Genomic DNA, 19934 nt, shown 5'->3' with positions numbered 1-19934 from the left:
AGAGGTTCAAGGTTGAACTTGGAACCTGTGATCCCTTACAAAACAACTTAACAAGAAGGAGGTATGGTTCGATGAAAAAATTCAGTGTAATGGTAGCGTTGGTACTCTTGGTTGCCTCGGCAACATGGGTCATGGCAGGGCCGCGAGGCAGGGCCAATTGGGGAGATGAGGCATGGTGTCCGGGCGCTTCTCAACTGTCGGACTTAAACCTGTCTGCAGAACAGACTGAGAAAATCCGCGGTCTGCGCGAATCGTTTGTTAAGGAAACCGCGCCGATCCGGACCCAGCTGTTTACAAAAAAGACTGAGCTAAGGTTGTTGTGGATCCAGACCAGCCTGGATGAGGCCAAGATACGGGCCACTCAGAAGGAAGTCCAGGGTCTTATGGAACAGATGCAGGAAAAGGCCACCGATTTCCGTCTGGCCTTTCGAAATCTGCTGACCCCCGAGCAGACGAACCGGCTCCTTGCAGAAGGCATTGGCAGGGGCCCGGGCGCCAATTGGGGCAAAGGCAGAGGCGACCGGGGCGGCAGGATGGCCGGATCTCCGGGCATTGGCGAGCGTTCCGGACCCGGCTGGGGTCCGGGCGGTTGCCGGTAAAACTTAACGACCCATTCCTTCCCGCCCGCTGCTCAGGGCGGGGAGGAATTTCGATCAGTTTCAATCAGTTTCCCCGAAGGTAAAAGGACATATCTCGCCGGTCTCCAAATCCACATGGACCATGACATTTCGAAACAGTTTTCCCCGGTTCAGGAGTATCTTTACCACCTCCATTGCCTGGAGCGTGGCGATGAGCGCGGGGGTTAGGGTCGGGACCCCCAGGACGGCCTCCGGGTTTTCCGACATGTCCCTGCCGGGACCCTCTCCCCCCGGTTCATGCCCGCTATAGATCAGCTTCAGACCGCGATCTTCGGGAAAAATGGTCATTACCTGACCCTCAAAACCTGCCAGTGCCCCGTGAACCAGCGGAATTCCCAGAGATTTGGAAGCACTCTCAATAGTGAAACGATCCCCAATATTGTCAAGGGCATCCACGATCACGTCCGAGCCGTTCAGCAGATCCCCGGCGTTGAAAGGATCGATCCTGATACGATGGGAGGTCACTTTGACGCCCGGATTGATGGCGCTTACCACCCTTTCCGCCTCTTCGGCTTTCCACCTGCCCAGGGCCTGACTGCCGGATAATGCCTGACGATTCAGGTTGGTCTCGTCAAAGCGGTCATTATCCACCACCACGATATGCCCGATCCCCAACCTGGCCAAAAGAAGGATCACATGCCCTCCGAGCCCGCCGGCCCCCACAACGGCCACGCACGCTGTGCACAGCCTGAGCTGTTCCTCTCCCGAGATCGACTCCCTGTTGCGCAGGTAGCGATAGGGACAGATCCCCAGACGCAAGGCTTCCCTATAGACGTCATAGGTGGTCAGACCGAATCGGGAGGCGGTCTCCTGTGCGGCACTGTCTTCCAGGATCATGGTTTCCCGGCCTGCCGGGTCAAGAATATTCCTGCTTTCTGACCGAAGCACTTCCTGAATGTTCACTTTTCCTCATCTCCAAAGCGGTTGAGTATATGCAGTCTGATTGCGCCGGACGGATGCCTCCTCCCGGAAACAACTTGCGAGTTTTTTACCCCTACAACGCAACTTGCCACTCCGTCATTCCGGCACGATTCCGGCCGGAATCCAGAAATACGGGGGACTGGATTCCGGCCAAGGGCATGCCGGAATGACGGGACAGCACACAGTCGTTTTGTTTGCGTTTAACCCCTTTAGATCGTATAGCGCATGCCGACAACCGATGTAAAGGATTCATTGCCCTTTCAACACCCGGCGCAAACCTGCTTGCAGTTTAAGGGGGAAGCTGGTAAATTGAATATTCGGGAACCCAAAAATTCTTGTGCCCGTGAAGACTGTTTGCAGGATCTACTCAGGGGAAGCTCCCCTGTGACTTTTTATTGAGGAGGAACCATTTTGATGACCGCAAAACAGTGGAAAAACCCGCCGAAGATACAGATCGATCTGAAGAAGACCTATCGCGCAACAATTGAAACCAACAGAGGCACCATCGAACTCGAACTCTATCCCAAGTATGCGCTCAAGACGGTTAACAACTTTGTCTTTCTGGCCCGGGAAGGTTTCTACGATGGGGTGACATTCCACCGGGTGATCGATGACTTCATGATCCAGACAGGAGATCCCACAGGCACGGGAAGTGGGGGACCCGGTTACAAGTTCGATGATGAACTCAAGACAAATCCGCTGAAGCACGAGGCCGGCGTGATTTCCATGGCCAATGCCGGGCCCAATACCAACGGGAGTCAATTTTTCATCACCCATTCACCGCAGCCTCATTTGGACGGGATGCACACCGTGTTCGGCAAGGTGGTCGCAGGAAAGGATGTTGTCGACAGTATCCGCCAGGGAGATCGAATGCTCAAGGTCACGGTAATTGAGGAATAATGAGTGCACCCCTAAGGTCTTTTTCTGCCGCTGAGAGGGTGTGCCGGCGCAGGAGGCGAGCATAAAAATGAAAAATACTCTGGCCGTCGTGATGGCAGGAGGCAAGGGCGAACGGTTGATGCCGTTGACCAAACACCGGTCAAAGCCGGCCATCCCCTTTGGGGGGATTTATCTCCTCATCGATCTGACCCTGTCCAACTGCATTAATTCGGAAATATACAAGATCATCGTTCTGCCCCAATATAAGTCCCAGACGCTCATGCAGCACCTGGAACGGGGATGGAATCTCTTCAGCCAGGACCTGGGACATTATCTCAAGATCGCCCCGCCCCAGATGATGCAGGGAGAGAGATGGTATCAAGGGACCGCGGACTGCATTCGACAAAATGCCTACCTGATCGAACAGGAATCCCCCGAACACGTCCTGATCCTTTCCGGGGACCATGTGTACAAGATGGATTACAGCCGCTTCAAGGATTACCATGAGGCCCAAAATGCGGATGTCACCATTGCTGTCAAAGAGATGGGAAAGGAATCCGCCAGCCAATACGGGATTCTGGAGGTGGATAATGATTTCCGGATAACGGGGTTTCAGGAAAAGCCGGAAGATCCCCGCACCATCCCTGGAGACCGCAGTCATGTACTGGCGTCCATGGGCGTCTATATGTTCAAGACCGAGGTCCTGATCGACCTGCTTGCCAGGAGTTCACAGACTGACTTCGGCAAGGAGATCCTGCCGGAGATTCTTGACAGCCACCGGCTCATGGCATATCCCTATCGTCGTGAGAACAAGATCCGGGATATCATTCAGTACACGGATGAAGAGGGTGTCCTCAGGGAAAAACGGGTCGATCATGCCAGGGACTCCTCATACTGGCGGGATGTCGGAACGCACGACGCCTATTGGAATGCCAACATGGACCTGACCGGGGTAGATCCCTACTTCAATATGTACGGCCGGCTCTGGCCCATCCGGACCTTTCAACGCCAACACCCTCCGGTCAAGACGGTTTTTTCTCAGGAATGGGGCGCTGACCCCAGGGCGGGTCGGGCGCTCGATTCCCTGGTGGCCCACGGATCCATCATCAGCGGCGGGGTAGTCAGGAACAGCGTACTGTCCTACAACGTGTTTGTTCACAGTTGGTCCGTGGTGGAGGAATCGGTCATCATGGAAAATGTGGTCGTCGGCCGGCATGCCCGAATTAAGAAGGCCATCATCGCCGAAGGGGTGCACATTCCGCCATACACTGAAATCGGGTATCATCCCGAGGTGGATCGGGAGCGCTTCACCGTGACTCAACGAGGGATTACTGTGGTAACGGAGGAAGATTTTCCCGAAACGAGCTGAAAGGAGCAGAAGTCGGATGTCGGATGTCGGAAGTCGGAAGTCGGAAGAAGGGGAGAAGGTAAGAGGGTGAGAGGGTGAGGCCTCGGGCAGTAGGGAGTAGGCGGTAGGCAGTAGGGAGTAGGGAGTAGGGAGTAAGCAGTAGGCAGCAGGGAGTAAGCGGCAACAAAGGCCATGAGCCATCAGCCATCAGCTATCAGCCATCTGCATCCAGTATCCAGTATCCAGCAACATCAACCGGCAACATCAATAGGGTGTTATAAATGAAGGCCAAGGTCGAATACAGCGTTATCCCCAACCTCTCCGAACGGTTGGGTTCTCTCAGGAAGCTGGCGTACAATCTCTGTTTCAGTTGGAAAAGTGAGATCCGGGATCTTTTTCAGCGTATCGATCCGGGGCAGTGGTCTGCATGCCGGCACAATCCGGTGCTGATGCTCGGACTGGTCAGCCAAGAGCGCCTGGATGAATTATCCGAGGATCAGGGCTTCCTGGCCCAGTTGGAGCGGATCGACCGCGATTTCGAGCGATACATATCTCAGCCGCGTATCCATTCAGGGGATTATTCTCCTGACTTTCCCATCCAGGTCGCCTACTTCTCGGCCGAATTCGGTCTGGCTGCCTCCCTTCCGGTCTATTCCGGCGGCCTGGGGGTCCTGTCCGGGGATCATCTCAAATCCGCCAGCGATCTGAACGTGCCGCTGGTGGGGGTGGGGCTCCTCTATCAGGAAGGATACTTCAGCCAGTACCTCAGCTCGGACGGGTGGCAGATGGAGACGTACCCGCTCAATGATTTTGCCAACATGCCGGTCACCCAGGTGCTTGATCAGGACGGAAATCCGCTCCGGGTATCCGTGGACTTCAAGGGTGCGCCGGTCCAGGTGGCCATCTGGCGCGTGGCCGTGGGAAGAATATCCCTCTATCTGCTGGATACCAATGTGAAGGAAAACCCACCGGAGTTTCGAGGAATTACAGCACAGCTCTACGGCGGGGACCGGGAGATGCGGCTGCGACAGGAGATTGTCCTGGGCATTGGGGGAATACGGGCGCTGAAGGCCTTGGGCATCGAGCCGACCGTAATTCACATGAATGAAGGGCATTCTTCCTTTTCCGCCCTGGAACGGATTAATCTCTTGAGAAAGGAGAAAGGGTTATCCTTTGACGCGGCCCGAGAAATCGTCATCGCAACTACGGTTTTCACCACCCACACGCCGGTCCCCGCCGGAAACGATACCTTCGATCCTGCCCTGGTCAGGGCCTATTTCGAACAATATGCCATGGAGCTGGGCATCAACTTCAGGGTCTTGTTAGGATACGGCCGCCTGGAGCCGAGGGACGAATCCGAGCATTTCGGCATGACCACCCTGGCCCTGAGACTTTCGGCCCATGTCAACGGGGTGAGCAGGCTCCACGGAGAGGTCTCCAGGGCCATGTGGCACAAAATCTGGCACCGGCATCCGGAGGAAGATGTACCCATCGAACATATCACCAACGGCGTCCATGTTCCCACCTGGAGTTCAGGGGATATGGCCGTTCTCTTTGACAGATATTTAGGTCCGGACTGGAGTGAAGATCCTGATAACGAGCGGATATGGGATCAGGTTGAACAAATCCCTGCCAGCGAGCTCTGGCTCGCCCACGAACGCCAGAGAGAACGCCTGGTCAGTTACGCCCGCAACCGGCTTGGCAATCAGCTCGTCCGACGAGGGGCCTCCAACGAAGAAATCCGGGCTGCAGCCGAGGTCCTTTCTCCTGAGGTCCTGACCATCGGCTTTGCCCGGCGATTTGCCACATACAAGCGGGCCACGCTCCTTTTCAGGGATCCGGATCGACTCGATCGCATTGTCAACAATCCTCAGCATCCGGTGCAGATCATCATCGCCGGCAAGGCCCATCCGATGGATACCGAGGGGAAAGATTTCATCAAACGCATTGTCCATCTGGCCCGCCAGGAGCGCTTCCGAAGACGCATCATTTTTTTGGAGGATTACAACATCGATGTGGCCCTCCGACTGGTATCCGGAAGCGATCTCTGGCTCAATACGCCTCGCCGTCCGCTGGAGGCCTGCGGGACCAGCGGCATGAAGGCCCTTGCCAATGGGTGTCTGAACCTGAGCGTCCTGGACGGCTGGTGGGATGAAGGATACCACCGCGACTTCGGCTGGGCCATCGGCCGGGGGGAGGTCTATCAGAACCACGAGGCCCAGGACGATATCGAAAGCCAGGACCTCTACAATTGCCTCGAAAAAGAGATCGTCCCCCTTTTTTACAGACGAGGCGAGGCCGCTATCCCGAGGGAGTGGGTGGAAAAAATGAAGGCCGGACTCAGCCGCCTGGTGCCCATATTCAACAGCCATCGGATGGTGCAGGAATATATGAACCGCTTCTATATCCCGAGCGCCAAGCGCTTCGACACCTTGTCGCGTGATGATTTTGCCGGTGCCCTGAACCTTTCCGGGTGGGTCCAGAAGGTCAGGACAGGATGGCATGAGGTCGCCGTGGAAGCAATCCTCTCCGATCATGTACGGGAAAGACCGGTGGGAGACCGGGTTGAGGTGTCCGCCCGGATCAGGTTGGGCGCCATGTCGCCCGAAGACGTGACCGTGGATGCCTATTACGGCCGCATGGACCCGAACGGTGATTTCGCGGAGCGGAATACCGTCCCGCTGGAGCCGGTTGAATCTTCCGACGGCCTTCACCTGTATCGCGGGTATGTCCCGTGTCGCAAGACCGGCCGCTTCGGCTATACCGTGCGGGTCATGCCCAGCCAGCACCGGCTTGAAAACAGGTTCGTAATGGGCCTGGTGACATGGGCGTGAGGGGGATTGAGATGTCCGCTGCATCTGGCGTCACATTAAAAACTCGACAACTAAAGGACCTCCTTTCCGGTAAAACAAAAGACCCATTCGGCGTCTTAGGGGTTCACCCGGTTGCACTGGACTCCGGCCCCGGAGTGGTGGCCCGGGCCTTTCTCCCCGGGGCGCAAAAGGTCGCTGTTCTGGACCTCGATCCGGGAAAAGAGACTGAGATGTCTCTCATTGAAGAGGCCGGTCTATTTGAGCTGGTCCTGGAGGGAAAGAGAGAGATTGCGCCCTACCGGCTCAGGGCGGATTTCGGCGGAGGCCTGACGTCCACCTTCTATGACAGCTATTCCTTTTCCCCTGTCCTGTCGGAATATGATCTCTACCTGTTCAACCAGGGCACCCATTACGAGATCTATGAGAAACTGGGCGCCCATGCCATTCGCCATCAGGGTGTCCCAGGGGTCCTGTTCGCGGTCTGGGCCCCATCTGCCGCGCGCGTGAGCGTGGTGGGCGATTTCAATCAGTGGGACGGCAGGCGACATACCATGCGCTCCCGCGGGGCATCCGGGATATGGGAGATTTTTGTCCCCCAGTTAGGGCCGGGGCTTCTGTATAAATTCGAGATCCGCACGACCGACGGCACGATTCTCATTAAATCCGATCCCTTTGCATTCTGTTTTGAAAAACGGCCCAAGACCGCCTGCATTGTTTACGATCTGAGTCAGTTCGAGTGGACCGATCAGGACTGGATGACATCCCGGTCTGCAGGGAAGCCGCTGACCCGGCCCATGGCCGTCTACGAGGTGCATCTGGGATCATGGCGACGCCGCGGGGAGGCGGAAGAGTCGTCTCAGGCATGGCTGTCATACCGGGAGGCGGCCGAGGAACTGATCCCCTATGTCAAGGAGATGGGATTTAATTACATCCAGTTTCTCCCCTTGGCCGAGCATCCCTTCGATGGATCATGGGGCTATCAGGTTACCGGTTATTATGCAGCCACATCCCGCTACGGCACCCCAGACGACCTTCGCTACTTCGTGGACCGTTGCCATGCCGAGGGAATCGGTGTGATCCTGGACTGGGTTCCGGCCCACTTCCCTAAAGACAGTTATGCCCTGGAGTATTATGACGGAACCCATCTGTACGAGCACGCGGATCCCAAGCAGGGAATACAGAAGGACTGGGACACCCTTATCTTCAATTACGGCCGAAATGAGGTAAGAAATTTTTTGGTGGCCAATGCCTTGTTTTGGTTCGAGAAATATCATATTGACGGATTGCGGGTGGATGCAGTGGCGTCCATGCTCTATTTGGATTACTCCCGCAAAGAGGGGGAATGGATCCCCAACCGTTACGGCGGAAGGGAAAATCTCGAAGCCATCGAATTCATTAAGACGCTCAATACCCAGGTCTTCGGCCGGTTTCCGGGGGTGGTCACCATTGCCGAAGAATCCACTGCCTGGCCCGGGGTGACCCGGCCGGTTCATCTGGGTGGGCTCGGCTTTCTCTTTAAATGGAATATGGGCTGGATGCATGACATGCTTACCTTCATGTCCAAGGATCCGATCCATCGTCGTTTTCACATGGAAAAATTGACCTTTGCCCTCCTCTACGCCTTTCATGAAAATTTCATCCTCCCCCTCTCCCACGACGAGGTGGTCCACGGAAAGGCCTCCCTCCTGTCAAAAATGCCGGGGGACAGCTGGCAGAAATTTGCCAACCTAAGGCTCCTGTTCGGGTACATGTATGGAGAGCCGGGCAAGAAGACGCTTTTTATGGGCGGGGAACTGGGTCAATGGTCTGAATGGGATCATGACCAACAGCTGCAATGGGATCTCCTTCAGTATGACATGCACGCAGGGATTCAGCGCCTGATACGCGACCTCAACCGGCTCTATCTCTCGGAACCGGCATTCTACGAACTGGATTTTGATCCCTCCGGCTTCGAATGGATCGATTTCAGTGACACGGACGCCAATGTGGTATCCTTTATCCGGAGGGGGAAGTCTCCCCGCCAGGCCCTGGTTTTTGTCTTCAATTTTACGCCGGTTCCCCGGATCGACTACCATATAGGGGTTCCCCGGGAAGGTCACTACCAGGAGTTGATGAATTCCGATGCCGCCTGCTACGGCGGGAGCAACATGGGGCTTGGCGGCGGAGTGACGGCCGATTCCCGGCCCTGGCACAATCAGCCCTTTTCCGTGAGCCTTCACCTCCCCCCCCTCGGAATGCTCATATTGAAGCCGGAGGCGTAAAGAGCAGGGAGCGGGGAGCAGGGAGTAGGAAGTAGGGAGTAGGAAGTAGGCAGTAGGCAGAAAGCTGAAAGGTCCGGCATGTTCTCAGCCTCTCACATTCTCATCCTCCGGCCCGCTTGCCTCGCACTCCGGATCATCTGCCACCGGTTCAGGTGCCCTCCCGTAGGTCTCTGTCATCGTCGACAGGGTATCTTCAATCGCCGGGGTAATCTGTCCGGGCGCCAGCCGCCATGTCCAGTTGCCGGACGGGGTGGATGGCCGGTTCATCCGCGCATCCTCGCCCAGATTCAAAATATCCTGCATGGGGAAAACAGCGGTATCCGCCACCGACATCATAAGCAGCCGGATCATCTCCCAGTGGATTTCATGGGCGGGGGGATTCCGGTACAGATAACGAAACAGCCGCTTCTTCTCTACAGGTAAGGCCTCGTTTTCAAACCATCCTCGAAGCGTGTTGTTATCGTGCGTACCGGTATAGGCCACACAGTTTCTGGGGTATGTATGGGGGAGAAAGGGGTGCATCGGGTCGTCGTCGCCAAAGGCAAAGAGGAGGACCTTCATCCCCGGGAACTGAAACCGCTCCATGACCTCATAGACATCGGGCGTGATAAACCCCAGGTCTTCGGCAATTACGGGAAACCGCTGAAACCACTCGATCAGGGTCTTGAAGAAGTGTTCCGTGGGGACCGCTTTCCACACCCCATCCAGGGCGGTCTCCTCGCCCGCCGGAACCTCCCAGTATTTCACAAGCCCCCGGAAGTGATCGATCCGCACCCTGTCAAAGGAGTTGAAGGTATGACCCATCCGCTCGATCCACCACCCATACCCGGTCTCCTTCAGCACGTCCCATCTATAGACCGGGTTGTTCCACAACTGACCGGTTTCGCTGAAATAATCCGGCGGGACCCCGGACACCGCAGTGGGGGCCTTGTCCCTGTCCAGTTTAAAGATATGGGGGTTCACCCATACGTCGACGCTGTCGTAACACACATAGATGGGGAGATCCCCGATAATCTCTATCCCCCTCTTGTTGCAGTAGGATTTGAGCGAAGTCCACTGATTGAACAGGAGGTACTGGACAAATTTTTCCTTGTCCACCTGCTCTTTCAGATATTCCGAGGCCTCCTTGAGGGCCTCAGGCTCCCTGTCCCGCAACTCCTCGGGCCACCTGCTCCAGACCATTCCCTTGAACCGGGTCTTGAGGGCGGTGAACAGGGCGAAGTCATCCAGCCAGCCTGAGTGTGTTGCACAAAATGCCCTGTAGTCGTCAGGGACCGGTGATTTTTTGAACTGCCGAAAGGTTCTTTCAAGAATAGCGGCCTTATATGCGCCTGTCTGATAATAATCGATGCGCCCGGGGGAAAAATAGGGGAGTGCCGGGATGTCCGTTTCAGAGATGAGCCCCTCCTCTATGAGGCGGTCTATCCCGATGAAAAGGGGATTCATGGCAAAGGCAGATCGGCTGAAATAGGGGGAATTGCCGCACATGAGGTCCGTGGGGCTCAAGGGGAGGACCTGCCAGGAGGTCTGTCCGGTGCGGGCCAGAAAATCCGCGAATCTGTAAGCCGCCGCCCCGAAATCCCCTATCCCATAAGGCGCCGGCAGCGAGGCGATATGGAGCAACACCCCGCTTCCTCTTGTCTTTGATCCCATTCCGAACTCCCTCCCATTGGGCATAGCTACTGGCATTGACCTGCCTTCCATGTACCTTCAGCATGCGTTACCAAGGTGTGAAATGTCAAATGAAAATGGGGCAACACATCGATGCTCATTCTACCATAAAGATGTTTTGCATGTCCTGTCCGTTGTGTCGCGGTAAGGCTGCGGTTGTCGATATTGGAAACCAGAGAGGAACGGCCGCAAGGGGTAATCCGATCAGATAAGAATTTGACCTGCCTGGTCTGAACAGATATGATTGTCCTGCTGCTATAATGTATAAATGAACCAGATGATTTTCCAGGATAAGATTCTTCGCATCATTTCAAGAGATAAGGGAGACGGCAACCCGATGACCCGCCGACATCTTATCAAGCGACTCCTTCAATGGGGTAAAATGATGGTCATGGCACAGTTCTTTTCATGGGGGCCGCTTTCCAGGCATGCCGGGGCAGGGGATAATGCGGACCCAACCGGAGACCGGTCGGAGGGCCTCAGCCTCAAAGAAATCGCCCGCAGAAGGCTTCATCACGGCAACGGACACTTCATTAACCCTTTCGGGGAGGCGGGACGGAAGAACCTCTGGGAGATTCTCCATTGGAAGATCTTCAGCGAAAACCGGTTCAGAGATGATTATGACCGGGAGCGGGTAACCCCCGTGCACATTGACTGGGAGGCCGTCCGGCAGGAGAACTGGCTTTCCATTACCTTTATCAAGCACTGCGGGCTGATGATAAAGGACCTGGATCACTATATCCTGGTGGATCCTGTCTTTTTCGATCTCACCTGGTTTATCAAGGATTACACCCCCATTGTTACGGATATGGCCCTGATGCCGCGTCCGGATCACGTACTGATCACCCATGGTCATTATGACCACCTGGATACGGCCTCTTTGGACGTGCTGGACAGGGACACCCACATTATCAGCCCATTGGGATATGAGGATATTTTCGAGCATCTGGAGATGAAGCGACGAACCTCTCTGGACTGGTTCAATTCCTTTGAAGACGGAAAGCAAAAGATCACGCTTCTTCCTTGTAATCACTGGACCATGCGCAATCCCCTGACCGGCCCCAACAAGGCCTTGTGGGGGTCTTTTCTGATCGAAACCACCGCCGGACCGACCCTCTACATCTCGGGTGATACGGCCTACTTCAACGGCTTCGCCGAAATCGGAGAGGCCTTTTCCATCGACCTGGCCGTTTTCAATCTGGGGGCCTACGAACCCCGCTGGTTCATGGGCCCGAGCCACATGAACCCTCGGGAGACCGTGCAGGCATTTTTGAAACTCCGGGCCAAACGACTCCTCATCGTCCACTGGGGGACCTTTCGCCTGGGCGACGAACCGGTTTACCTTCCTCCGGTGGAGTTGAGGCGGGAACTGGAGAGGGCAGGTCTTTCCGATCGGCTGGTGCACCTGGAACATGGGGAAACGCATTTCTGGAAGCCGGATGCTTGATGCTGGATACTGGATACTGGATGCTGGATACTGGGAGAGGGTGACGTCTTTAATTTGGAATAATGGAAGTATGGAATGATGGAATAATGGGTTTAAGGAAAAAACCTTTCCTGGGTGATCCAGGTTCCTTTCCCAACCTTCGAGCTAAGGGACAAAATTGGGTTGCGGGTACGTCCGGGTACGTCCCCCTTAGATCATTTCAGGCACTTTTCTCGGATCATTTCCCGGGCGTTTTTTCCGGCCGTGTCATAGATGCCGAGGCCTTGATCCAGAAAGGGATCGGGCATGTTCCGGTTCAGTTCCACGAATACCGCCTTCAGGATATTCAGCCGCTGGTCCAGGGCCGCGAGCTTCCCTTCTTCCGAATCATCTCCATCCGCAGGGACCGGCGGCACCCCGACGAGCAGATACCAGACCAAATTATCAAGGTCCGGCAGGAACCCGCCCTGGGCAAAATCGACCGATTCCCTGAACTCGTAATAGGCCTTAAGATACCCGCCATCTTGTCTTATCGTTTCTCCCACAGCCTGCCTTTCGAAGGGTTCAGGGGGTCATCGTGTTCGCCCTTTGGTACCTTTCCGGGAGGCGCACCAGGGATCCGGCATCGGGATACTGGCCCTTCTCCGCCTCACATCTCCGGATCCGCTCGCTCAAGGGGGGGTGGGTGGAAAACCATGATCCCTGTTTCTTGGATTGGGCCTCGATTTTCTTGAGCGCCTTGAGGACCTCGATGATTCCGACCGGGTCATAACCGGTCCGGTAGGCGGTCTCCATGGCGCTCTTGTCCGCCTCGAATTCCATGTTCTGATCCAGTCCCTTGTCGAACAAGGTCTCCTGGAGATTTCCGATCATGGCCTCAAACTCCTTCCCCTTCTCCCCCTTCATGGTTGCTGCGGTGATCTTGCCTACGCCCTGGAAAAACTGGGCCCGCTGTATGGATTGAAGGGCGTGCTTATGCCCCACGTGGGCCACTTCGTGGGCCAGGATGCCAGCCAGTTGGGCCTCATCCCGGATGGTCTTGAAGAGACCTTCACTGATAAAGATGATCCCCCCCGGGCAGCTGAAGGCATTCTGGAGCGGACTGTCCACCACAACGAAGCTGTAGGGGATTTTGGGCCGCAGCGAATTGCGGGCCACGGCGTTTCCCACCAGATTGACGTATTTCTGGATGATCGGGTTATTGACCGGCATCCCGTACCGCCGGAATCCCTCCAGGGCAAGGCTTTCCCCGATGGTCCGTTCCGATTCATAGTCCATCTCCGAGGTCGAGCCGAGGATGGCGCCGACGCCCTGAAGAATCTGTCTTTCCTTGGATTTAGGATCCATCAATTTCTGAAAAAGGCCGCCGGAGTCCTTGGACTGTTCCTTGGCTTTGGGCGCTTCGCAAAGAGCAACAGGGGGACCGAAACACCACACCAGCGACCCTAACCCGGCCGCCATGCACCATGCAAGAACTTTCCTTTTCATATCGCTTCTCTCCACCTTAAGGCCTGCCGGGGTAAGACGGCATGTCCACCCGGCGGGTTACTGAGCATATTCTCCAATCTTTCCGTTGCGCAGAAAAATCTCAAGCTCCTTGGGAGTTACTGTGACAGCCAGGACCTGGTCCAGGGCCTTTTTATAGGCCTCGGGTGTGCCGCGCTCCTTGGCGTAGGCCTCAGTCTCCTTGGACAGCCCGCGGATACTGCGCGAGGTCTGGGCCTCATCCGCGCCGATGCGGCTCCCCTGCATCCCTGCAAAAAGATCGCCCGTGTCCTCGGTCTCCTTTTGAGGAGGAGTATCCGAAACCTTGCCCCGGTAGATCCATCCCTCCTTACCGGAGGCGGTCCGGACCCGGTACCACCGGCTTTCCGATTTCAGGACCCTTAACTCCGCCCCTACGGGCAGGTCTGAGACGGTCTTGGACGACGCCGAATGCTCGGCTTTGAGTTTGGCGCCCTCGGATGCAACCCAGAGGGATTCCGCTCCGTAGGCCGGGGACATGAAAAATCCCGCCATGACCACCCATGCCGAAAAGAAGAGTATCTGTTTCATGGACATACACCTCCTTGCTGTTCCCACCATCATAACGCCTCTGCCGGATTTTTTCAAATCCAATCGGAGCGATTTTTCAATTCCGCATCTGAATCCTCGAACGGCCCGCCCCAGGGGGCCTTTCCCCGTTCAACAGCATCAGGATCTTCCAAAGAAATAAGGATGCCTGGCCGAGCCTTCTTCCAGAGTCCATGAGACCCCAAATGAGAATCGGTGTCTGTTGAAGATACATCTTGACATCCCTGTGGCTAAATGATAAAAATTTTAGATTATAGGCACGTAGCTCAGGGGGAGAGCACTACCCTGACACGGTAGGGGTCAAGGGTTCAAATCCCTTCGTGCCTACCAGAATTATATCAAGGGTTAGGCCGCTTTTCCAAGCGGCCTTTTTTTTGGGTTTTTGGTCGCGATGTGTGAGACCGGAGTGGATCTCGGCAACGGTGGTCCGGCGGGGTTGCCGCCACGTTGCGACCCGTGCAGAGAGAACGGGGAATTTTACACCATCATCGTGGAGGGTTTCGTGTTTTTGAGAACATTCCTGTTCAGGATCGGGAAGAACAAGGAGACCGCCCTTAAAATCATTGCGGTTATGGCTTCCGGCGTCTTTTTCTTGCTTATGGCAGAGACATTGCGGGCTGCGGATGAAGAAGAGGGGACAACCCCGCAGACCGGATTCTATATTTCATTCACCCCGTCTGCCGTGGGCCCTTTTTCCATAGATACCACCTCGCCAGACCTTTCACCGGGAACAACCAAGACCCGATGGGGGATTGCCATCGACGGAGGACTGGGATACCGGTACAATGACTTCCGGGTCGAGGGCCAGGTCATGTACGGGCGGAGCGATGCGGATCATGTCAGTTTTTCAGGGGGAGGCGGCGACCTCTCAGGGTACTATGACATGTGGGGGGCGACGGTCAACATCTTTTACGACATCCCCGTTGGCGCCAGATTCAGGCCCTATGTGGGGGCGGGTCTGGGCGGCATCCGTTTCAAGGCCCACGATATCACCCTGACCGGGTTCCCGCCGACCTGTGGCAGCAATACGCTCTTCACGTACAGGTTCATGGCAGGGATTTCTTACGCCCTTACAGATGCATGGCGCCTTATCCTGGGATATCGTTTTATGGGAATAGGGGGACAACAGGACTATGAAACCGGAGGGGTGCCCCTGCACGGGGATCCCATTCACACCCATGCCGTTCAAGCGGGTATACAATTCTATTTCTGAAACCACACGCCTTGACCCCGTCCCCTCAGAAAGATCCCTTTTTTTGGATTCTCACGATGTTATCAATCCAGGCAGTTTATCCTTGGGAGTCTCATACAATAAAACTTCTTTGTGGCTTGATGGCGTTGCGTGCGGCATTGTCAGTTGCGCCCGTGCCGCTTGCGTTCTGTCAGGAAGTCACCTTTGTTATCCTGCACATAAAACTCCTATTGGATGGCGTTCCGGTGACCCTGTTTCTCCGGTCATCATCGGTCAGATTGTTGAGATTGTAATCACTGCTGAACTCGCCCCATCCCCAGGCAATCCGAATGGCCTCCGGATGAACCACATCGGAGATCCTTGCCTTCATGGTGATGTGCCCCCGAGGCGTCTCCACCCTGACCCTGTCTCCATCGGAAATCCCCTTTTCACGGGCGTCGGCGGGATGGATATCGATGGCGCATTCCTTCTCGTGGTTTAAAAGAGACGGGACAAATTTAAACTGGGAATGGGTGAAACACCGCGAGCGGGCGCCGCTGATGCCCAGCATGGGAAATTCGTCTCGCTGTTCGTAAAAGCTGATCTGGTTCTGCGCATCGTGGTCAAAAGAGGGAACAGGAGGATAGCCGTGTTTTTCAAGGGTCCTGGAATAAAATTCCATCTTGCCTGAGGGGGTATCAAATCCCCTGGTGGTGTACTTTTCATAGGCGATGTCTTCCACACGGATCCCGCCGGGGTTTTCCCGCAACATATCCACGGTGATGCCCGCAGGCGCCAGTTGATAATCGATGGCCTCCTCTGCGCTCTGCCAGGGAAATTCCTCTTCCAGACCCAGCCTCCTTGCCAGTTCAAAGGTAATCTTCCAGTCGGGCCAGCTGTCGCCCACACAGTCCATCACCTGGTTCTGAAGGACCACCGGGTTGTTGCGCAGAAAGGCGCGGTTCAACTGGGTCTTTTCAAAGCAACTGGTTGCAGGGAGGACCACATGGGCGAATTGGGCCGTCCGGGTCATGAACGGGTCGATGACCACCAGGAATTCGAGCCGTTCAAGGACCCGCATCACCCTCCTGGAGTCGGTCATGGTCACCACCGGATTGGCGGACTGAACCACCAGCATTTTGACGGGGTAAGGGGTTTCATCCAGGATGGCGTCGATCACGCAGGACTGGACATGCCGGCCCCAGGTCTCGTGGAATTCGTTGAACAGGGGGTAGTCGCAGGTAATCGACTTGACATCTTCGGGAAGGCGATCCTTCATCTGGATATTTCTCACCGGAATCGGCTGCGGGATCAGATCGCCGCCGGGCCTGTCCAGATTGCCGGTCAATCCCCTCAAAAAGCAGACCGCCCGGGTGTTGTCAAAGATATTGAGCTGCATGTCCAGACCGTTTCCCTCGATAATGGAAGCCGGCCTTTGGGTGGCATATAGACGGGCGGCCGCCTGGATCGCATCCGGGGCCAGCCAGATGCCCCTGCCAACGGCTTCCGCGGGATACTTGGCGGCCGCCTTTCTCAGGGAGTCAAAACCGACGGTCCATTTTTCGACAAAGTCCCGGTCATAAAGCCCGTTGGAAATGATTTCATGGATCATGGACATGGCCAGCAGGCCGTCGCAGCCCGGTTTTATCTGGAGCCAGATATCCGCCATTGCCGCCAGTTCGGTGCGGATTGGATCTACCACAATGAGTTTGGCGCCTCGGTCCTTTGCATGACGGATCCCTTCGAATGCGGCCGGGTTGGTGTCCCGGTCATTCTTTCCCCAGACAATGATACAGCCCGAATTCTTCTGATCCGAAGCCGTCATGGCCCCGTATGTGAGTACATGGGCCATTTCGCGCGCCACATGGCAGACAGACCCGTTGCCGATGGTGTTGGGGGAGCCGAAAAGGTTCATGAGCCGGTTGACATAATCCCACGGCGCGCCCCAGTCTGCGGCCATCCCCCGCAACCAGCAGATAGATTCCGCGCCGTAGGTTTTCTTGAAATAGTGAAACCGGTCGACGACCCTGTCCAGGGCGTCATCCCATGAGGCCTCTTTGAAAATGCCGTCCCTTTTTTCCTTCACAAGGGGTGCCTTCAATCTGTCCGGGGAATATACAATGTCGGCCGCGGCCTTGAGCTTTGGGCAGGAAGCGCGTTCCCCAAGAGGAGACGATTTCCTCACAGCGGCTATCAGCCGGTTATCTTCCAGTATTACCTCGACCGGGCAACACGATGAACAGAGGCGACACACGGTGTCTCTTTTCACCTGTTTCCCTCCAGCAGATGCTTGACTATGTTTCATCTGACCGCCTTCACAAAACAGCTTCGAATGAGTTCAAAATGATTGGCATGGGTCCGTATCTTCCACCAGATGTGTCCATGCCTTTCCACCCTCCACAACGGGGACCACCCGTTTTTTTCATTTGCAAGAAGCGCCATGATATTTTCCATCCCCCTTCCGGTAAAAGGCCCCTTTTCCGTTCCGCCCAGCCAGTTTTCCTGGGGCGCCGCATCTTCAGACCAGGAAAAAGGATCGGATAAGAGGAGCTGGGCATCCTGTTCCGCGGCCAGGCGATGCAGCTCTTTCATATGCCGGAGAGGGACCGGGACCTTGTCCACCAGATTCAGAGAGGCAAGGGATGAAAAAGTCCCGGAGGGAAAGGGGAGACACTGGGCATCTCCCACAATGAACTCCACCTTGCGGCTGTCCCATGCCTCGGGCAGGGAAAGGACGACTTCTCTTGTGAAATGTCCCTCCTCTTTCAGATCGATTTTCATACTTCGATCCATCATCAACCGCCGTGCCGAGCGAATGAACGAAAGGGAATTGTCCACGCCCACGGCAAAGTCGCTCTTCAAGCTCATCTCAAAGGTAAACCGCCCCACTGCAGATCCGGCATCCACGGCCATTCCCGCATGAGGGGCCATCAGATCCGCCCACTCACGATAGGCAGGGGTTGCCTCCGGATCTTTCAGGATATCTCCGTAATGGCTCCACAGGTAGGAGGACAGGACCGGGGCAGTCTCATACTTGGAATCATGTTTGGCCGCCCTTGCCGGAGATACCGGGTCCAGGAATGCAATGCCCTCCCTGACCGGGTAGACATTGCCGCATTGAGGGCATGATAACGACCCCTCCAGGATATCTTCTCCCTCCTCCTTGATGATCCTGCTGCCGAGGACGATTTCAGCAGGAAGGCAGGCAGGACAGATCAGCAGGTTTAAAAGTACGCGCTTCATTTTACCCCTTATGGATAATCCAGTGAAAGAATCGGTCTATCCCCGCATGATCTCCAGTTCATGGAGGCCTAACCGGCTCCGCAATTTCATGGTGATAAAGATGGCAAGACCCACCTTCAGGGCATCGCCGATCAAAAAGGGGAGAACCCCCACGGTAATCGCCTGGTATATGGAAAACCTTGCAATCAGTACCAGCTGCATCACGCCCAACAGGTAAATCACCACCGTGCCTGCACCCAATGCGAACACGAACCAGACAGGCCCCGGGGTCTTTTTCATTTCCACCAATCTGCCGATGACATACGCCCCGGCAACAAATCCCACCAGGTATCCCCCGGTAGGCCCAAGTAAGACCCCCAAGCCCCCCTTGCCGCCGGAAAAAACCGGGAGCCCGATGATCCCGATCAGCAGATATACGATCTGGCTCAATGCACCCAGCCGGCCGCCCAAAAGGGCCGCGGCCACATAGAGAAATAAGGTCTGGAGGGTAATGGGCACCGGAGGGAGGGGTATCATCAGGTAGGCCCCTGCCGCGGTCACAGCGCCGAAGATCGACGCATAAACCATTCCCCGTGGGGATATCCTCTTCTGTTTCATGGGTATGACTCACACAAAAGAGACATCGCCCGCCAGTATCCGGCGAGAGATCCCTTGCCTGTCTCTAAGAATTAAAATGCCTTCCGGATCAATATCCTCAACCCACCCCTCATAGGTATTCTCCATCATCCGGACCCTGATCTCCTTTCCCATACTGTCTGCCAGCTCTTTCCAACGCCCCAAAATCGGCTCAAACCCCGATGTCCGCAACCGCCTGAAACATGCCTCCTGTTGTCTCAGATATTCTCTGAGAAGGACCGCCCTCGGAAATCGTTCACCGGTTTCGATAAATACGGAGGTGGCCTTTTCGCTGATGTCGTCCGGAAAGCCCGGCGTATTGACATTCATCCCCAGACCGACCACGGCGTAATCCACACCCCCCCGCCCTGTGCTGATTTCCGTCAGGATACCGGCAATTTTCTTCCCGTTGACGAGAATATCGTTGGGCCACTTGATTCTCACATTCAGGTCTGTCAGATGGAGAAGGGCCTCGGCCGCGGCAACCGCGGTCAGGAAGGTGATCCGGGTTGCCTCATTGGGGGGCATGGAGGGTCTGAGGACGAGAGAGGTGTAAAGGCCGGCGCCGGAAGGTGAAAACCAGGCCCTCCCTTTCCGTCCTCTTCCCTGAGTCTGCCTTTCGGCGACCACGAGGGTCCCTTCCGGGGCCCCCTGCTCAGCCAATTCCCTGGCCCTGGCATTTGTGGAGTCTGTTTCCACGAGATGGACGATCTCTTTTCTTCCCAAGACCTCCGTGTCAAGTCCTTTCACAATTTCCCGGGGGAGGAGCGAATCCGAATCATTCATCACACCCTGTCCTCGGCAATCCACATATAGGCTGTCCTTTTTCCAGCATAGGCACCTCCGGTAAATTTTTATACAAGCCATAAAAGCAA

16 protein-coding genes and 1 tRNA gene are annotated in these 19934 nt (G+C 55.7%); 8 read left to right on the top strand and 9 right to left on the bottom strand.

Annotated elements, in window-relative coordinates; translation table 11 throughout:
- The first annotated feature begins 71 nt into the window (after positions 1–71).
- The gene (locus K9N21_12740; GenBank protein ID MCF8144776.1) at positions 72–599 is read left to right on the top strand and encodes a Spy/CpxP family protein refolding chaperone; all 528 of its coding nucleotides are present in this window, start codon (positions 72–74) and stop codon (positions 597–599) included.
- A 60-nt stretch (positions 600–659) separates the two neighbouring features.
- Here the strand turns inward: K9N21_12740 and K9N21_12735 are convergent, their stop codons facing one another.
- A complete protein-coding gene (locus K9N21_12735; GenBank protein ID MCF8144775.1) occupies positions 660–1541 on the bottom strand; it encodes a HesA/MoeB/ThiF family protein in 882 nt (293 codons plus the stop codon).
- 432 nt (positions 1542–1973) lie between these two features.
- Between K9N21_12735 and K9N21_12730 the strand changes: the two genes are divergently transcribed.
- From K9N21_12730 to glgB, 4 genes are all read left to right on the top strand, one after another.
- A complete protein-coding gene (locus tag K9N21_12730; protein ID MCF8144774.1) occupies positions 1974–2459 on the top strand; it encodes a peptidylprolyl isomerase in 486 nt (161 codons plus the stop codon).
- A 67-nt stretch (positions 2460–2526) separates the two neighbouring features.
- Positions 2527–3807, top strand: coding sequence for a glucose-1-phosphate adenylyltransferase (glgC, locus tag K9N21_12725; protein ID MCF8144773.1), 1281 nt, complete (start codon positions 2527–2529; stop codon positions 3805–3807).
- 260 nt (positions 3808–4067) lie between these two features.
- Positions 4068–6620 carry an alpha-glucan family phosphorylase gene (gene glgP / locus K9N21_12720; GenBank protein MCF8144772.1) on the top strand — a complete coding sequence of 851 codons (2553 nt, stop codon included), beginning with the start codon at positions 4068–4070 and terminating at the stop codon, positions 6618–6620.
- A gap of 11 nt (positions 6621–6631) precedes the next feature.
- Positions 6632–8860, top strand: a complete 2229-nt coding sequence (gene glgB, locus K9N21_12715) for a 1,4-alpha-glucan branching protein GlgB (GenBank protein ID MCF8144771.1) — start codon at positions 6632–6634, stop codon at positions 8858–8860.
- Positions 8861–8944: 84 nt separating this feature from the next.
- Here glgB and malQ read toward each other — a convergent pair whose 3' ends face one another.
- On the bottom strand, positions 8945–10513 hold the full coding sequence (malQ, locus tag K9N21_12710; protein MCF8144770.1) for a 4-alpha-glucanotransferase: 1569 nt from the start codon (positions 10511–10513) through the stop codon (positions 8945–8947).
- Positions 10514–10799: 286 nt separating this feature from the next.
- Here malQ and K9N21_12705 point away from each other — a divergent pair, with 286 nt between their 5' ends.
- Entirely contained in the window at positions 10800–11978 is a 1179-nt protein-coding gene (locus K9N21_12705) for an MBL fold metallo-hydrolase (GenBank protein ID MCF8144769.1), read from the top strand.
- A gap of 194 nt (positions 11979–12172) precedes the next feature.
- On the opposite strand, the gene K9N21_12700 is transcribed toward K9N21_12705, so the two are convergent.
- The 3 genes from K9N21_12700 to K9N21_12690 all read right to left on the bottom strand — a co-directional run bounded on the left by K9N21_12700 (position 12173) and on the right by K9N21_12690 (position 13976).
- Positions 12173–12502, bottom strand: coding sequence for a hypothetical protein (locus K9N21_12700; GenBank protein ID MCF8144768.1), 330 nt, complete (start codon positions 12500–12502; stop codon positions 12173–12175).
- Positions 12503–12521: 19 nt separating this feature from the next.
- Positions 12522–13418, bottom strand: a complete 897-nt coding sequence (locus tag K9N21_12695) for a M48 family metalloprotease (protein MCF8144767.1) — start codon at positions 13416–13418, stop codon at positions 12522–12524.
- An 84-nt stretch (positions 13419–13502) separates the two neighbouring features.
- Positions 13503–13976 (bottom strand): SH3 domain-containing protein, encoded by a 474-nt coding sequence (locus tag K9N21_12690; GenBank protein ID MCF8144766.1) that lies wholly within the window; start codon positions 13974–13976, stop codon positions 13503–13505.
- Between the two features lie 309 nt (positions 13977–14285).
- Between K9N21_12690 and K9N21_12685 the strand changes: the two genes are divergently transcribed.
- Together K9N21_12685 and K9N21_12680 are read left to right on the top strand one after the other, a co-directional pair.
- Positions 14286–14360: transfer RNA gene (locus K9N21_12685), tRNA-Val, on the top strand.
- A 172-nt stretch (positions 14361–14532) separates the two neighbouring features.
- The gene (locus tag K9N21_12680; protein MCF8144765.1) at positions 14533–15243 is read left to right on the top strand and encodes an outer membrane beta-barrel protein; all 711 of its coding nucleotides are present in this window, start codon (positions 14533–14535) and stop codon (positions 15241–15243) included.
- Between the two features lie 169 nt (positions 15244–15412).
- Here K9N21_12680 and K9N21_12675 read toward each other — a convergent pair whose 3' ends face one another.
- The 4 genes from K9N21_12675 to K9N21_12660 are packed head-to-tail and all read right to left on the bottom strand — an operon-like array spanning position 15413 to position 19845.
- On the bottom strand, positions 15413–17470 hold the full coding sequence (locus K9N21_12675) for a molybdopterin-dependent oxidoreductase (protein ID MCF8144764.1): 2058 nt from the start codon (positions 17468–17470) through the stop codon (positions 15413–15415).
- Positions 17471–17502: 32 nt separating this feature from the next.
- Positions 17503–18444: a methyltransferase domain-containing protein gene (locus K9N21_12670; GenBank protein MCF8144763.1), complete on the bottom strand. Its 942-nt coding sequence runs from the start codon at positions 18442–18444 to the stop codon at positions 17503–17505.
- A 36-nt stretch (positions 18445–18480) separates the two neighbouring features.
- On the bottom strand, positions 18481–19041 hold the full coding sequence (locus tag K9N21_12665; GenBank protein ID MCF8144762.1) for a biotin transporter BioY: 561 nt from the start codon (positions 19039–19041) through the stop codon (positions 18481–18483).
- Between the two features lie 9 nt (positions 19042–19050).
- Positions 19051–19845: a biotin--[acetyl-CoA-carboxylase] ligase gene (locus tag K9N21_12660; protein ID MCF8144761.1), complete on the bottom strand. Its 795-nt coding sequence runs from the start codon at positions 19843–19845 to the stop codon at positions 19051–19053.
- Positions 19846–19934 lie beyond the last annotated feature (89 nt).

Source organism: Deltaproteobacteria bacterium (assembly GCA_021737785.1).
Lineage (GTDB): Bacteria > Desulfobacterota > DSM-4660 > Desulfatiglandales > Desulfatiglandaceae > AUK324.
This window is presented reverse-complemented; position numbering and strand designations above follow the sequence as displayed.